This is a genomic window from Paenibacillus sp. ALJ109b, assembly GCF_010747435.1.
GTDB classification, from domain to species: Bacteria; Bacillota; Bacilli; order Paenibacillales; family Paenibacillaceae; genus Paenibacillus; species Paenibacillus taichungensis.
The window spans coordinates 13,216-28,473 of the sequence record NZ_JAAIFP010000010.1; the positions used below are offsets into that span (position 1 = coordinate 13,216).

The following is a 15,258-nucleotide window of genomic DNA, read 5'->3' on the forward strand; positions in this document are numbered from 1 at the left end:
GGGGATATTATGAGCACCGAAGTTCGCGTGCGCTACGCGCCGAGTCCAACGGGACACCTGCATATCGGGAACGCCCGTACGGCGCTGTTTAACTATTTGTATGCCAAACATAATAACGGCAAATTCATTATTCGTATTGAGGATACGGACGTGAAACGCAACATTGCCGGTGGTGAGGAAAGTCAGCTGAAATACTTGAAATGGCTCGGAATCGAGTGGGACGAAAGTATTGATGTCGGCGGCGAGTACGGACCATACCGTCAGACGGAACGTTTGGACATTTATCGTAAATATACGCAGGAACTGCTGGACAAAGGTCTGGCTTATCGTTGTTATTGCACGGAAGAAGAGCTGGAGCAAGAACGTGAAGAACAGACAGCACGTGGAGAAACTCCGCGTTATTCGGGTAAACACCGTGATCTGACACCGGAGCAACAGAGCGCATTTGAAGCGGAAGGCCGTGTGGCGAGTATTCGTTTCCGTGTACCGGAAGAACGCATCTATACGTTTGATGACATGGTCAAAGGAGCAATCTCATTCAACAGCAAGGAATCCGGCGACTTCGTTATTGTGAAAAAAGACGGCATTCCCACGTACAACTATGCAGTTGCTGTGGATGATTACCTGATGAAGATCTCTCATGTCTTGCGTGGCGAAGATCACATCTCTAACACACCGCGTCAACTGATGATTTATGAAGCGCTTGGCTGGGAGCCGCCGCAATTCGGTCATATGACGTTGATCGTGAATGAAAACCACAAAAAGCTGAGTAAACGTGACGAGTCCGTTATTCAGTTTATTGAACAATATGATCAGCTCGGCTATTTGCCTGAAGCGATGTTTAACTTCATCTCCCTGCTTGGCTGGTCCCCTGAAGGCGAAGAAGAGATCTTCTCGCAGGAGCAGTTAATCTCCATTTTTGATACGAAGCGTCTGTCCAAGAGCCCGGCGGTATTTGATACTCACAAGCTGGCTCACTTGAACAACCACTACATCAAAAATGCGGACCCGGATCGCATTGCCGAAATGGCGATTCCACATCTGCAAAAAGCGGGACGTATTGCCGCTGAGCTGTCACCTGAACAGAAAGAATGGGCATATACGCTTGTTCATCTCTACCAGGAGCAAATGAATTCTGCCTCCGATATCGTGGAATTGTCGGAAGTGTTCTTCCGTTCCCACCTGGAGTTGGAAAGTGAAGGAGCTGCTGTACTGGCTGAGGAGCAGGTACCAATCGTTCTGAAGGCATTTGCAGATAAAGTACAGGCTAGCGACGAATTTACACCAAGTAAAATGGCTGCGCTGATCAAAGAAGTTCAGAAAGAGACCGGATTTAAGGGTAAACAGTTGTTTATGCCGATTCGTGTAGCTCTGACAGGACAGACTCATGGCCGTGATCTGAACCAAACGATTGTACTGCTTGGCCGTGATACGGTGATTGATCGATTGCATGCTCAGGTAAAAGGCGCATAAGAAACGCCCCTATTAGAGTCTACTTTGGACTTAAGGATAGAACTTCGTTTATACCGATATGAAGGAAGATTGTTGTCAGTCCATAACCTTTTCGCTATAATAGCAACACAAAGGTTAAATGGTATGATTTTATCATTCATCATAAAAACAGCAAAGACCGGGAGAAGTAGGTTGAACCGGACAGATTCAGAGAGGATGGCCCCGCAGTAAAGAACAGGATTCTTTGCTGCGGTGGCTGTGAGCCATCCGCTGTCCGTCAGTCGAAATGCACCCGTGAGCTGCATAGCCGAATCCGGCCCCGCCTCTCGTTATGTAGGAGAGAGGAAAACGTCAGGATAGGTTGTGACGGTTGGTTCCCGTTACGGAACTGTTGAGGGTTCATTCTTGTGCAAGGACATGAGGCGGCTATAACAGGCAGCCTAGTTCTTGTATGTTAAGGCATGAACCGAGCAGAGTGGGACCGCGATAAACGCCTCTGCAGCTTAATAGCTGCAGGGGCGTTTTCTATTTAGGTCGAGTCGGAAGTACACTACCATGAGGGCCGCGCCGTCCGGTAAGCCGGAGGACGAAGACCTGAACAAGAGGGGAACGAGCATGTTCAAGAAGATCAGATCAGATATCCAGGCGGTGTTTGAAAACGATCCGGCGGCCCGGGGATGGTTTGAAGTTGTATTTACCTACTCGGGGCTGCATGCGATATGGGCGCACCGGGTGGCACACTTTTTATACAAGCGGAAATGGTTTTCTTTCGCCCGGTTCATTTCACAGGTCAGCCGTTTTATGACAGGCATCGAAATCCATCCCGGCGCTACGATTGGCAATCGGTTGTTTATTGACCATGGCATGGGCGTCGTGATTGGGGAAACATGTGAAATTGGCGATGATGTTGTCATCTATCAGGGGGTCACACTTGGTGGAACGGGTAAAGAAAAAGGGAAGAGACATCCGACAATTGGCAATAATGTGGTTATCTCATCCGGGGCGAAGGTGCTAGGTTCCTTCAGCGTGGGGGATCAATGTAATATTGGTGCGAACTCGGTTGTACTGAAGGAAGTTCCTTCGAACAGCACCGTTGTAGGCATACCGGGCAGAATTGTGAAGCAGGATGGCCGCCGGGTGGACCGTCTGAATCAGCAGCTTCCCGATCCGGTCATTGATTCCCTGCGCACGATGCAGCAAGAAATCGAACGATTGCGTGAAGAAGTGCGTACTCTGCAGAGTACACGTGAAAGTGAGTATTCCCGTGGTACAATAGAATAATGATGGAAACGGATGAAAGGAAAGTGACTATGACGCTTCAAATTTACAATACGATGAGTCGTACCAAAGAGAATTTTGTTCCTCAAGAGCCGGGGAAAGTGAAAATGTATGTGTGCGGGCCGACGGTATATGATTACATTCATATCGGGAATGCACGTCCAGTTATCTTTTTCGACACGGTTCGCGGATACCTGGAACAGATCGGTCATGAAGTGAACTATGTCGTGAACTTCACGGATGTGGATGACAAACTCATTCGCAAGGCCGAACAGCTTGGTACGGATGTTCCTCATGTCGCAGAAAAGTTTATTGCAGCTTATTACGAGGATCTCGAAGGGCTGGGTATTCCGAAGGCAAGCAGTAATCCAAGAGTGACGGAAAACATGCCACTCATTATTGATTTTATCCGTGAGCTGGTTGAAAAGGACTTCGCCTATGAAAATGGCGGTGACGTATATTATCGAACAGGCAAATTCGCGGAGTACGGCAAATTATCTAAGCAAAACCTTCAGGAATTACAGTTTGGAATCCGCATTGGTGTAGATGAGCGCAAAGAACATCCGGAAGACTTCGTACTCTGGAAAGCTGCGAAGCCGGGTGAGATCTTCTGGTCCAGTCCATGGGGTGATGGTCGTCCGGGCTGGCATATCGAGTGCTCTGCCATGGCACGGGAATACTTGGGGGATACGTTGGATATTCACGGCGGAGGACAGGATTTGCAGTTCCCGCACCATGAGTGCGAATGCGCTCAATCTGAGGTGTTGACTGGCAAACCACTGGCAAACTACTGGATGCATAACGGATTTATTCGTATTGATAACGAAAAAATGTCGAAATCACTCGGTAACGGAGTGCTTGTTAAAGACCTTCGCAATCAATATAAACGCGAAGCCATTCGTTATTTCATGTTGTCTACTCACTATCGCAATCCGTTGAACTTCACGGAAGATACGATGGAACAGGCACAGAATAGTGTGGACCGGATCGCTAATGCCGTAGGTAACCTTAATCATCGCTTGCAGGCTGTGAGCGTGGATCAGGCTGTGTCAGCAGAGTTTGCAACGAGACTGGAGCAGATTCGTCAGCAGTATCATGAGAAAATGCAGGACGACTTCAATACGCCTGATGCGATTACGGCACTGTTTGAATGGGCTGGGGAAGCTAACCAACTGTTGCAGCAAGATGTGGTAAACGCTGCGGAGATTCGCGCTCTGCTGGAATTATTCAGTGAGCTGAATGCGGTGCTTCGCATCTACACCGAGGCTGAACCGGAGCTTTTGGACGAAGAAATCGAACGTCTAATTGAAGAACGTAACGAAGCGCGCAAGTCCAAAAACTGGGCGCGGGCTGATGAAATTCGGGATGAACTGTCTGCGCAGGGCATCTTGCTTGAGGATACGGCTCAAGGAATGAGATGGCGCCGCAAATGAGCGAAGAACAACTGGAAAAGTTGTCTGAAACCGTCGAACATGCCGAGCAACGGGAGGAACAACAGACAGATGAACAATCTCTGAGCGTTGACCAGGGAGGGTGGTTTCCTTATCCGCCCTCTCGGCCTGCACGGTTGATTCCTCCCATCGCTCTTGCCTACATTGGTGATGCGGTATATGAGGTAGCCGTACGCCAATATCTGTTGTCCAAAGCCAATATGCGTCCCAACCATCTGCACCGTAGTGCAACGGGTTTGGTATCGGCGAAGGCACAGAGCCGTATCCTCACAGGTATTGAGGCTGAGCTGACCGAGGAGGAACGTGACATTGTCAGACAAGGTCGTAATGCCAAGTCTGGCAGTATTCCCAAAAACGCAGATGTTTTGGAATATAGACATGCCACAGCTCTGGAGTGTCTGATTGGTTACCTGTATAGCAGTGGTCGACATGACCGCATGATTGAATTAATTCGCAGGGGCATCGAGCATGCGGAACAACATTCGCAATCGCCGACAAAATAATATAAATTACAACAAAGCCGCTTCTGTAAGATGTGCCGAATAGGGTGCAGTGTATCACAGGGCGTTATAGAGAGGATCGAACAAAGATGGAAGAAGAATGGATCGCCGGTAAACACTCCGTGACGGAGGCGCTGCGTTCAGGCCGGACCATTAATAAAATATGGATTGCAGATACAGCGCAAAAACATTTGACGCAGCCCATTATCGCGGAAGCGAAAAAACTAGGGATTGTCATTCAACACGTGGACAAGCGTAAACTGGATCAAACGGTTCCAGGCATTCAACACCAGGGCGTGGTAGCACAAGCGGCTCCTTACGCTTATGTGGAGGTTGAGGACATTCTTGCTGCAGCGGCTGCAAAAAATGAACATCCATTTTTGATTTTGTTGGATGAGATTGAAGATCCACATAATCTTGGATCGATTTTGCGGACGGCTGACTGCACAGGTGCACATGGTGTCATTGTACCTAAACGGCGTTCAGCTGCTGTTACAGTGACCGTATCCAAAACATCAGCAGGTGCGGTGGAGTATGTGCCAGTGGCTCGTGTAAGCAATCTGGGTCAAACCATTGACCGTCTCAAGGAAGAGGGCGTATGGGTTGTAGGTACCGATGTGGCTGCTCAGGAGAGCGTGTTTGGTAACGGAGTCTTTACAGGCCCGGTAGCTCTCGTGATCGGAAACGAAAACAAGGGAATGGGACGACTCATTCGTGAGAAATGCGATGTGTTGATCAAATTGCCGATGCAAGGTCAGATTAATTCCCTGAATGCTTCCGTGGCAGCGGGTGTTGTCATGTATGAAGTGCTCCGCTCGCGCCAAGCGCAGGACTAGAAGATATGGCTGATTCCCGTGATGTGCTTCTTGTAGACGGGTACAACATGATTGGTGACTGGCCGGAGCTATCCAGATTGGCGGAGAGTGGATTGGAGGAGGCCCGCAACAGGCTTCTCTCTCGACTAGCCGACTATCAGGCATTCTCTGGCCGGAGAGTCATTGTTGTTTTTGACGCCTACCTCGTGCCTGGACTCGGTAAATCCTTTACACAGAGCAAAGTGCAGATCTTTTTTACAAAGGAAAAAGAGACGGCAGACGAATGCATTGAGAGACTCGTTCGGGAACTAAGCACGCGAAGACGCCAAATCTATGTGGCTACAAGCGATATGGTAGAGCAGCATGTCATTTTTGGACAAGGAGCTCTGCGTGTATCCGCAAGGGAATTGCTGATCGAAGTAGAGCAGAACGAAAAAGAGTTACAGAAACGTCTGGAAGAAGATCAAGCTAAAGCAACGCGAAATACACTCGGCGGCAAGTTAAGTCCGGATGTTTTGAAGCAATTTGAGCGATGGCGCCGGGAATAACAGCACGCTTTTACAAAAATTAGAATTTTGAAACTCTTGACAATTATGTTATTGATGTTCTTTTTTAGGCAGAGCGTGGTTGACGGTGTGAGGTACCATCATATATACTGATCCTATATTTCATAGAGTAGAGTAACGGGGTACCTTGCGTTGCAGCCGGAGGGATTGTCTGTGAGTGTCGACCTCAAAGATATCATGTTATCCAAGTATGATTACCAAAGTGACGAAGACATTGTCGAAGCGGTCCGTGAAGGTGAAAGCGAAGCGCTGGAGTTTTTGATTAACAAATATCGTAACTTTGTACGCGCCAAGGCAAGATCTTATTTTCTGATTGGGGCTGACCGGGAAGATATCATTCAAGAAGGAATGATTGGACTCTATAAATCCATTAGAGATTTTAAAGGGGACAAGCTCGCTTCTTTCAAAGCCTTCGCCGAGTTGTGTATTACACGACAGATTATTACGGCAATCAAGACAGCAACACGTCAGAAGCATATTCCGCTTAATTCTTATGTATCACTGGACAAACCTATTTATGACGAAGAGTCCGATCGTACGTTACTCGATGTGATTTGTGGAACACAGGTCAGCGATCCGGAAGAACTTATCATCAATCAGGAAGAGTTTGTGGGCCTGGAAGATAAGATGTCTGAGATTCTGAGTGATCTGGAACGTAAAGTATTGATGTTGTATCTGGACGGGAGATCTTATCAAGAGATTGCAGTAGATTTGGACAGGCATGTAAAGTCCATTGATAATGCACTTCAGCGCGTCAAGCGTAAACTTGAAAAGTACCTGGAAGTTCGAGATAATTGAACACATGTTGTCGTTGACGGAAAAGGCTCGGGGTTTGAGTCTTTTTTTGCTGCCTCAAGTTTATAAAGTTAAAGAATGATTATACTAGTAATCGCTTGGTCCATGCAGGAGAAGAGAAAAACAGAGATGAGAAACTGAATGTGTTTGATAGGAACTTTTTACCCATTGATGAAAGGCTATTCTTTCATTGACATGGTTATACCCTTATGATAAAGTGTTTTAGGTAGGCCTAAATTCGCGGCTTTTTTTTAGGATCAATTTAGAGACTCCGCTTGAATGTGGAAGTCTTCGGGAGGTGTACATCATGCGGGTAATTATTACTTTGGCTTGTACAAACTGCAAACAAAGAAATTACACTACGACAAAAAACAAGCGTAATCACCCCGACCGCATGGAGATGAAGAAATTTTGCAAGTTTTGTAACGAGCAGACTTCTCATCGCGAAACCAGATAGTTTTTTGGAGGTGTAGTCGGCGTGAAACGTAGTTTCAAATCTCTGATTTCCTTTTTCTCTGAAAGCTGGGCTGAACTTAAAAAAGTTCGCTGGCCTAATCGTAAAGAGCTGACCAACTACACATTGATCGTTCTTGGTACTGTTGTGGTTATGACGCTGTTTTTTTGGGTCGTTGATATCGGCATCTCCGCTGTGATCGAAGCGATTATTTAAGAAGGGTCCCAGGTGGCTTGATATGGAAAAAAGATGGTACGTCGTTCATACCTATTCAGGGTATGAGAATAAGGTCAAAGCCAATTTGGAAAAACGCGTAGAGTCCATGGGCATGGAAGACAAGATTTTCCGCGTTCTTGTTCCTATGGAAGAAGAAGTGGTAAACAAAGACGGTAAGAAAAAAACCGTTATGCGTAAAGTTTACCCCGGATATGTCTTGGTGGAAATGGTCCAGACGGATGACTCTTGGTATGTTGTTCGCAACACACCAGGTGTTACGGGATTTGTCGGTTCGACAGGTTCCGGGTCCAAACCAACAGCCTTGCTGCCTGAAGAAGTGGAACAAATTCTGAAGCACATGGGCATGGTTGAGCCGAAGCCTAAAATTGAATTCGATATTAAGGAATCCGTACGTATTAAAGTTGGTCCTTTTGCGAATTTTGTGGGCTCCGTGGAAGAAATCTTGGTAGACAAAAGCAAGTTGAAAGTGCACGTGAACATGTTTGGACGGGAAACACCGCTTGAGTTGGAATATACGCAAGTGGAGAAGATATAATCTCTTCAAGTTTCTTGTGGGAGGGCTGAGAGGCCCGTTAACCACTATTTTGCAAGGAGGTGTCAATCATGGCAAAAAAGGTAATCAAAATGGTAAAACTGCAAATTCCAGCAGGTAAAGCGAATCCAGCGCCTCCGGTAGGTCCAGCTTTGGGTCAAGCAGGTGTCAACATCATGGCATTCTGTAAAGAGTTCAACGCTCGTACAGCCGATCAAGCGGGATTGATTATTCCTGTTGAAATCACAGTATTCGAAGACCGTTCCTTTACTTTCATTACTAAAACTCCACCAGCAGCAGTTCTGTTGAAAGTGGCAGCTAAAGTAGAAAAAGGATCCGGCGAACCGAACAAGAAAAAAGTCGCTACCGTTAAACGTGATGCGGTACGTCAAATCGCGGAAACAAAAATGCCTGACCTGAATGCTGCTGACGTTGAGTCTGCAATGCGTATGGTCGAAGGTACTGCCCGCAGCATGGGTATCACCATCGAAGACTAATTTTTCATCTGAAACATGGCTTCGTAAAGCCGGCCGATTCGCGGCCGGTTGATGTGGGAGGTATATCCGCTAACACCACAAAGGAGGAATATAACATGGCTAAACACGGTAAAAAATACCTGGAAGCTGCTAAGCTGATTGACAGCGAAGCAACTTACGAGCCTTCAGAAGCTGTAGAGCTTGTGAAAAAGGCAGCCACTGCAAAATTCGATGAAACTATCGAAGCAGCAGTACGCTTGGGCGTTGACCCACGTAAACAAGACCAGGCAGTACGTGGTGTTGTTGTCTTGCCACACGGCACAGGTAAAACACAACGCGTATTGGTATTTGCAAAAGGTGACAAAGCGAAAGAAGCGGAAGCGGCTGGCGCGGACTATGTTGGTGATGCAGACATGATCAACAAAATCCAACAAGGCTGGTTCGAATTCGACGTCTGCGTAGCGACACCGGACATGATGAGTGAAGTAGGTAAATTGGGCCGACTGCTCGGCGGTAAAGGTCTGATGCCTAACCCTAAAGCCGGAACGGTAACTTTCGATGTATCCAAGGCTGTTCAAGAAATTAAAGCCGGTAAAATCGAATATCGTCTGGATCGTGCAGGTCAAATTCATGCACCGATCGGTAAAGCTTCTTTCTCAGCAGAGCAATTGAATGAGAACCTTAAAGCTCTCATGGATGCTTTGACTCGTGCTAAACCGGCGGCAGCAAAAGGTGTTTATCTGAAGAATGTAAGTCTTTCTTCAACGATGGGCCCTGGCGCACGCGTGAACGCAGCATCTTTTAGATAATATCACTTGACAGGCTTGTCCTGTTCTGATAATCTATAAAAGTTGTGAGTCCGAGTGACTGACCGTTGACATTTGAATATGCTTACCGTAGACAGTAGGTGCCAATATGGCTTAATTTCCTGCCGAGGTGTGATTATAGAACTTAGAACGATGAAAATCGGTTATGAGTATATATCAAGCCTTCGTGATTCTACGGAGGCTTTTCTTAATGGGATAAATTTGATCAGGAGGTGTACAGTTTGGCAAACGCAAAAGTGATTCAAGCAAAACAAGAGTCCGTTGATGCAGTAACAGCAAAATTGCGCGAGAGCGCTACTAGCGTTGTTGTTGACTATCGCGGTTTGAACGTTGCCCAAGTAACTGAGCTGCGTAAGCAGCTTCGTGAAGCCGGAATCGAATTCCAAGTGCTGAAAAACTCGTTGCTTCGCCGCGCAGCAGCTGCAGCAGAACTGACAGAACTTAACGAAGTACTGACAGGTCCTAGTGCAATTGCATTCAGCGTAGACGACGTAGTGGCTCCAGCCAAAATTCTGAACGACTTCGCGAAAAAGAACGATGCACTGGAATTGAAAGGTGCAGTTGTAGAAGGTCGCGTAATTGGAGTAGAAGAAGTCAAAGCGTTGGCAGAATTGCCATCCCGCGAAGGTCTCCTTTCCATGCTCCTCAGCGTACTTCAAGCGCCAGTGCGCAACTTCGCGCTTGCGGTTAAAGCTGTTGCTGAAAAAGAAGAACAAGGCGCGTAAGCAACTTGATCTGAATGCTGCTTAGGCAGTGATGAAATACAAAAAAATAATATTATATATGGAGGTTCAATCATGAGTAAAGAGCAAATCTTGGAAGCAATCAAAGGCATGACTGTACTGGAATTGAATGATCTCGTTAAAGCAATCGAAGAAGAATTCGGCGTAACTGCTGCAGCTCCAGTAGCTGTTGCAGGTGGCGGAGCTGCTGCAGCTGAAGCTGAGCAATCCGAGTTCGACGTAATCTTGACTAGCGCTGGTGCTTCCAAAATCAACGTTATCAAAGCGGTTCGTGAAATCACAGGTCTTGGCCTGAAAGAAGCAAAAGAAGTGGTTGACAACGCTCCAAAACCACTGAAAGAAAAAGTAAGCAAAGAAGAAGCAGAAGCGGTTAAAGCTAAGCTTGAAGAAGCAGGCGCTTCAATCGAAGTTAAATAATTTAGCTTTCATTAGCTAGATGAACAAAACAACAAACCCCTTGACTTATATCAAGGGGTTTGTTGCTGTAATTGTATAAGGAAAGTGAGTGAGGACATGTCCAATCATTATTATTCGGACAAACCGCAGGTGGCACATGACAGACGGGCTACAGAAGCGGAGCTACGCGGATGGAAATTACGACTCGTTACGGATGCAGGGGTATTTTCCAAAAACGGAATCGATTACGGCAGCAGAGTGTTGATTGATGCTATAGAGTTGCCTGCTGGAGCTCATGTACTGGATGTGGGCTGCGGGTATGGACCCATTGGTCTTACAGCAGCTAAACTTGTACCGGATGGACATGTCACCATGATCGATATCAATGAGAGAGCGGTTGAGCTTTCCAAGGAAAATGCAAAAGCGAACAGCATAACGAATGTAACAGTTATGCAAAGCGATCTTCTGGCTGAAGTTAAAAAGGAAGACTTTGACGCGATTCTGACCAATCCTCCGATCCGTGCGGGTAAGGAAACCGTGCATACGATCTTTGAACAGGCTTATAGTCATTTGAAGATGGGCGGAGCGTTATGGATTGTCATTCAGAAAAAGCAGGGAGCACCTTCGGCAAAAGCGAAGCTGGAATCTCTCTTTGGAAGAGTGGAGGAAGTAACGAAGGATAAAGGCTACCGAATTTTCAAAGCGGTAAAATTGGAAGAGGCGCCTTTAGGCTAAATCCTAATTTGTAAAGTAAGCAGGGCAGCATTTTTTTTGCAATAGGACTATTGACTTGAAATTCAGGCCGTGGTATTATTGTAAAATGTCAGTATTAAGATGCCCTATTTGGCTTTAGCTAACTAAAAATGTCAACCTTTTTTACGCCGAACGGGCTTATTATGCCTACGTTTGGCGTATAATATGTACATTTTGGGCAAACTGGGGATAAGTATGATTTGGAAAGACATCCGCCGATCAAAGTTGCTCTTTTTTCGAACGACATTCGAGTAAGGGCTTTTCTTTATTTGTGGATGCATTGCTTTGCTCTGTATGTGTACCATTATAAGGTTACAAACAGAGGTTCGCAACGAAATTTTTAAAGTGAGTAGACATTGAGGGGTGAGTTTAAGTTGGCAGGACATCTTGTTCAATATGGTCGACGCACTCGGCGCAGTTATGCACGAATTAACGAGATACTCGAAGTTCCGAACCTGATTGAGATCCAACAAAAATCTTACGATTGGTTTTTGGAGGAAGGGTTGCGCGAAATGTTCCAGGATATCTCGCCGATCCAGGATTTTACAGGTAACTTGATTTTGGAATTTATCGATTACAGTCTCGGTGAACCGAAGTATACAGTAGACGACGCGAAAGAGCGTGACGTTACTTATGCAGCACCGCTTCGGGTCAAAGTCCGGCTCATTAATAAGGAAACCGGCGAAGTCAAAGAGCAGGAAGTATTCATGGGAGATTTCCCGCTGATGACCGACACCGGCACATTTATTATTAATGGTGCGGAACGGGTTATTGTCAGCCAGTTGGTTCGCTCTCCTAGCGTTTACTTCAGTACCAAAGTAGATAAAAACGCCAAAAAAACGTATACCGCTACAGTTATTCCTAACCGCGGCGCTTGGCTCGAACTGGAGATGGACGCGAAGGATGTTGTTTACGTCCGGATCGACCGTACACGTAAAATACCGGTGACGGTTCTCCTGCGTGCACTTGGTTTTGGCACAGACGCTGAGATTCTGGATCTGCTCGGTAATGACGAATATATCCGCAATACACTGGACAAAGACAATACGGATTCAACGGAGAAAGCGCTGATTGAGATTTATGAGCGTCTTCGTCCGGGCGAGCCACCAACGCTTGATAATGCGAAAAGCTTGCTTGTAGCTCGTTTCTTTGATCCAAAACGTTATGACCTGGCTAATGTAGGTCGTTACAAAATCAACAAAAAGCTGCACATCAAGAACCGTTTGTTCAACCAACGTTTGGCTGAGTCTCTTGTAGATACCGAAACTGGCGAAATTATCGCTGAAGCAGGTCAAATGATAGACCGTCGTCTGTTGGATGAAATCATGCCGCAACTAGAGAAGAGTGTTGGTTTCCGCACATATCACGTTGCTAACGGCGTTTTGGATGCCAATGATATCCCGATGCAAACAATTGATGTGTTTTCACCAATTGAGGATGGTAAGGTTGTTAAACTGATCGCCAATGCTAACATTGATAAATCAGTGAAGAATGTTACACCGGCTGATATCATTTCCTCAATCAGTTACTTCATTAACCTTCTGCATGGCATCGGAAGCACAGATGATATCGATCACCTGGGTAACCGTCGTCTCCGCTCGGTTGGTGAACTCTTACAAAACCAATTCCGTATCGGTTTATCCCGTATGGAACGTGTAGTTCGTGAGAGAATGTCCATTCAGGATGCTAACGTAATCACGCCTCAGGCTTTGATTAACATACGTCCTGTTATCGCATCCATTAAAGAGTTCTTCGGTAGCTCCCAATTGTCACAGTTTATGGATCAAACGAACCCACTGGGTGAGTTGACGCATAAACGCCGTTTGTCCGCACTCGGACCGGGTGGTTTGACACGTGAGCGTGCCGGCATGGAAGTCCGTGACGTGCATCCATCCCACTATGGCCGGATGTGTCCAATCGAGACACCAGAGGGACCAAACATTGGTTTGATCAACTCCTTGTCGACATTTGCCCGTGTGAACGAATATGGATTCATCGAAGCTCCTTATCGCTGGGTCGATCCGAAGACTGGTGTCGTAACCGAGCAAATCGATTATCTGACAGCAGACGAAGAGGACAACTATGTAATTGCTCAAGCGAATGCGAAGCTGAATGAAGACAGTACTTTTGCTGAAGAAGCGATCATTGTACGTTACAACAAGCAGTCGGATAACATCCTTACGATGCCGAGTGAACGTGTTGACTACATGGACGTATCTCCTAAGCAAGTTGTATCTGTCGCTACAGCGCTTATTCCGTTCCTTGAGAACGATGACTCCAACCGTGCGCTCATGGGATCGAACATGCAGCGGCAAGCCGTTCCACTCTTGATTCCTAAAGCTCCGCTGGTCGGAACAGGTATGGAACATAAAGCCGCGAAAGATTCCGGTGTATGTATTGTCTCCAAATATGACGGGATTATTGAACGTTCTTCTGCGAATGAGATTTGGTTGCGTCGTGTTGAAGAAGTTGATGGTCAAGAAGTCAAAGGCGATATCGTTAAATATAAATTACACAAATTTATGCGTTCGAACCAAGGAACATGCATTAACCAACGTCCGATTGTCAAAAGAGGTGCTGTTGTCAAAGCTGGCGACATCCTTGCAGACGGTCCTTCGACGGAAATGGGTGAATTGGCACTTGGACGTAACGTAGTTGTTGCTTTCATGACTTGGGAAGGTTACAACTACGAGGATGCGATCTTGCTCAGCGAAAAACTCGTTAAAGAAGATGTGTATACATCCATTCATATCGAGGAATATGAGTCTGAAGCACGTGATACTAAGCTCGGACCTGAAGAGATCACGCGTGATATCCCGAATGTAGGGGAAGAAGCGCTTCGTAATCTGGATGAGCGCGGTATTATCCGTATCGGTGCTGAAATCAGTGCTGGCGACATTCTGGTTGGTAAAGTAACACCAAAAGGTGTAACGGAACTGACTGCAGAAGAACGTCTCCTGCATGCGATCTTCGGTGAGAAAGCGCGTGAAGTACGTGATACTTCCCTGCGTGTACCTCACGGTACTGACGGTATCGTAGTTGATGTAAAAGTCTTTACCCGTGAAAACGGTGATGAACTGCCTCCAGGTGTTAACCAACTCGTTCGTGTCTATATCGCTCAAAAACGGAAAATTTCCGAGGGTGATAAAATGGCCGGACGTCACGGTAACAAAGGGGTCGTGGCCCGTATCCTGCCGGAAGAAGATATGCCTTTCCTGCCGGACGGTACACCAGTTCAAATCGTTCTTAACCCGCTGGGCGTACCTTCCCGGATGAACATCGGTCAAGTACTTGAAGTTCACTTGGGTATGGCAGCCATGCAGCTCGGTATTCACGTAGCTACTCCTGTATTCGACGGAGCGAAGGAGTATGACGTCTTCGATACGATGGAAGAAGCAGGTATGCAGCGAAATGGTAAAACCGTTCTGTACGACGGTCGTACGGGAGAAGAGTTCGAACGTGAAGTTACTGTCGGCGTCATGCATATGATCAAGCTGGCGCACATGGTTGACGATAAAATCCATGCTCGTTCCACAGGTCCTTACTCACTCGTTACGCAACAGCCTCTGGGTGGTAAAGCCCAGTTCGGTGGACAACGTTTCGGGGAGATGGAAGTATGGGCGCTTGAGGCTTATGGTGCGGCCTATACACTGCAAGAAATCTTGACTGTTAAGTCCGATGATGTTGTAGGTCGGGTGAAAACGTATGAGTCCATCGTCAAAGGCGAGAATGTTCCTGAACCAGGTGTTCCTGAATCATTCAAAGTATTGATCAAAGAGCTGCAAAGCTTGGGTATGGACGTTAAGATTTTGAGCGAAGATGAGCAAGAGATTGAAATGAAAGAAATGGACGATGAAGATGACGCTGCGAGCGATAAGCTCAGCCTCAACCTTGAGGGTACAGAGGTCGGAGCGGAGTAACCGCTTCGGGCGCATGATGACCGGCGTTTTTCATCAGGCTCGCGTCTTGCTCCGGCTTCGGCC

At 46.7% G+C, this 15,258-nt stretch carries 16 protein-coding genes and 1 other annotated feature; all 16 genes read left to right on the forward strand.

All coding sequences use genetic code 11. The features are described 5' to 3' along the window. The first annotated feature begins 9 nt into the window (after positions 1 to 9). The gene (gltX, locus tag G3352_RS12785) at positions 10 to 1,473 is read left to right on the forward strand and encodes a glutamate--tRNA ligase (protein WP_163757041.1); all 1,464 of its coding nucleotides are present in this window, start codon (positions 10 to 12) and stop codon (positions 1,471 to 1,473) included. Positions 1,474 to 2,067: 594 nt separating this feature from the next. Further along, positions 2,068 to 2,733 (forward strand): serine O-acetyltransferase, encoded by a 666-nt coding sequence (cysE, locus tag G3352_RS12790; RefSeq protein ID WP_076292156.1) that lies wholly within the window; start codon positions 2,068 to 2,070, stop codon positions 2,731 to 2,733. Positions 2,734 to 2,762: 29 nt separating this feature from the next. Next, a complete protein-coding gene (cysS, locus tag G3352_RS12795) occupies positions 2,763 to 4,163 on the forward strand; it encodes a cysteine--tRNA ligase (protein ID WP_163757043.1) in 1,401 nt (466 codons plus the stop codon). After that, a complete protein-coding gene (locus tag G3352_RS12800) occupies positions 4,148 to 4,684 on the forward strand; it encodes a Mini-ribonuclease 3 (RefSeq protein WP_481856287.1) in 537 nt (178 codons plus the stop codon). Before cysS ends, G3352_RS12800 begins: the two co-directional genes overlap by 16 nt. 86 nt (positions 4,685 to 4,770) lie before the next feature. Further along, a complete protein-coding gene (gene rlmB, locus G3352_RS12805) occupies positions 4,771 to 5,517 on the forward strand; it encodes a 23S rRNA (guanosine(2251)-2'-O)-methyltransferase RlmB (protein WP_062329492.1) in 747 nt (248 codons plus the stop codon). 5 nt (positions 5,518 to 5,522) lie between these two features. Continuing rightward, entirely contained in the window at positions 5,523 to 6,044 is a 522-nt protein-coding gene (locus G3352_RS12810; RefSeq protein WP_076292158.1) for an NYN domain-containing protein, read from the forward strand. Between the two features lie 171 nt (positions 6,045 to 6,215). Continuing rightward, complete coding sequence (gene sigH / locus G3352_RS12815) at positions 6,216 to 6,860, forward strand: RNA polymerase sporulation sigma factor SigH (RefSeq protein ID WP_024633601.1); 645 nt, start codon at positions 6,216 to 6,218, stop codon at positions 6,858 to 6,860. A gap of 304 nt (positions 6,861 to 7,164) precedes the next feature. Continuing rightward, positions 7,165 to 7,314, forward strand: coding sequence for a 50S ribosomal protein L33 (gene rpmG, locus G3352_RS12820; protein ID WP_072735843.1), 150 nt, complete (start codon positions 7,165 to 7,167; stop codon positions 7,312 to 7,314). A gap of 21 nt (positions 7,315 to 7,335) precedes the next feature. Continuing rightward, positions 7,336 to 7,527: a preprotein translocase subunit SecE gene (secE, locus tag G3352_RS12825; protein WP_024633600.1), complete on the forward strand. Its 192-nt coding sequence runs from the start codon at positions 7,336 to 7,338 to the stop codon at positions 7,525 to 7,527. Between the two features lie 22 nt (positions 7,528 to 7,549). Then, positions 7,550 to 8,083 (forward strand): transcription termination/antitermination protein NusG, encoded by a 534-nt coding sequence (gene nusG, locus G3352_RS12830; protein ID WP_024633599.1) that lies wholly within the window; start codon positions 7,550 to 7,552, stop codon positions 8,081 to 8,083. A 68-nt stretch (positions 8,084 to 8,151) separates the two neighbouring features. Next, a complete protein-coding gene (rplK, locus tag G3352_RS12835; RefSeq protein ID WP_076292159.1) occupies positions 8,152 to 8,577 on the forward strand; it encodes a 50S ribosomal protein L11 in 426 nt (141 codons plus the stop codon). A gap of 95 nt (positions 8,578 to 8,672) precedes the next feature. Next, a complete protein-coding gene (gene rplA, locus G3352_RS12840; protein ID WP_024633597.1) occupies positions 8,673 to 9,365 on the forward strand; it encodes a 50S ribosomal protein L1 in 693 nt (230 codons plus the stop codon). 67 nt (positions 9,366 to 9,432) lie between these two features. Then, positions 9,433 to 9,581 (forward strand) — a sequence feature (ribosomal protein L10 leader region). Between the two features lie 23 nt (positions 9,582 to 9,604). Beyond that, a complete protein-coding gene (rplJ, locus tag G3352_RS12845) occupies positions 9,605 to 10,108 on the forward strand; it encodes a 50S ribosomal protein L10 (RefSeq protein WP_091001943.1) in 504 nt (167 codons plus the stop codon). 72 nt (positions 10,109 to 10,180) lie between these two features. Next, on the forward strand, positions 10,181 to 10,543 hold the full coding sequence (gene rplL, locus G3352_RS12850; protein ID WP_076292161.1) for a 50S ribosomal protein L7/L12: 363 nt from the start codon (positions 10,181 to 10,183) through the stop codon (positions 10,541 to 10,543). Between the two features lie 96 nt (positions 10,544 to 10,639). Next, the gene (locus tag G3352_RS12855) at positions 10,640 to 11,257 is read left to right on the forward strand and encodes a class I SAM-dependent methyltransferase (protein WP_163757045.1); all 618 of its coding nucleotides are present in this window, start codon (positions 10,640 to 10,642) and stop codon (positions 11,255 to 11,257) included. Positions 11,258 to 11,649: 392 nt separating this feature from the next. Next, entirely contained in the window at positions 11,650 to 15,195 is a 3,546-nt protein-coding gene (rpoB, locus tag G3352_RS12860) for a DNA-directed RNA polymerase subunit beta (protein WP_076292163.1), read from the forward strand. Positions 15,196 to 15,258: the final 63 nt, after the last annotated feature.

What these genes read in the sequence shown, in the direction of transcription:
- rplL (WP_076292161.1), top strand. Translation starts at nt 10,181, where the DNA reads ATGAGTAAAGAGCAAATCTTGGAAGCAATCAAAGGCATGACTGTACTG.
- G3352_RS12810 (WP_076292158.1), top strand. Translation starts at nt 5,523, where the DNA reads ATGGCTGATTCCCGTGATGTGCTTCTTGTAGACGGGTACAACATGATT.
- rlmB (WP_062329492.1), top strand. Translation starts at nt 4,771, where the DNA reads ATGGAAGAAGAATGGATCGCCGGTAAACACTCCGTGACGGAGGCGCTG.
- rplK (WP_076292159.1), top strand. Translation starts at nt 8,152, where the DNA reads ATGGCAAAAAAGGTAATCAAAATGGTAAAACTGCAAATTCCAGCAGGT.
- G3352_RS12800 (WP_481856287.1), top strand. Translation starts at nt 4,148, where the DNA reads ATGGCGCCGCAAATGAGCGAAGAACAACTGGAAAAGTTGTCTGAAACC.
- rpmG (WP_072735843.1), top strand. Translation starts at nt 7,165, where the DNA reads ATGCGGGTAATTATTACTTTGGCTTGTACAAACTGCAAACAAAGAAAT.
- G3352_RS12855 (WP_163757045.1), top strand. Translation starts at nt 10,640, where the DNA reads ATGTCCAATCATTATTATTCGGACAAACCGCAGGTGGCACATGACAGA.
- rplA (WP_024633597.1), top strand. Translation starts at nt 8,673, where the DNA reads ATGGCTAAACACGGTAAAAAATACCTGGAAGCTGCTAAGCTGATTGAC.
- nusG (WP_024633599.1), top strand. Translation starts at nt 7,550, where the DNA reads ATGGAAAAAAGATGGTACGTCGTTCATACCTATTCAGGGTATGAGAAT.
- cysS (WP_163757043.1), top strand. Translation starts at nt 2,763, where the DNA reads ATGACGCTTCAAATTTACAATACGATGAGTCGTACCAAAGAGAATTTT.
- gltX (WP_163757041.1), top strand. Translation starts at nt 10, where the DNA reads ATGAGCACCGAAGTTCGCGTGCGCTACGCGCCGAGTCCAACGGGACAC.
- cysE (WP_076292156.1), top strand. Translation starts at nt 2,068, where the DNA reads ATGTTCAAGAAGATCAGATCAGATATCCAGGCGGTGTTTGAAAACGAT.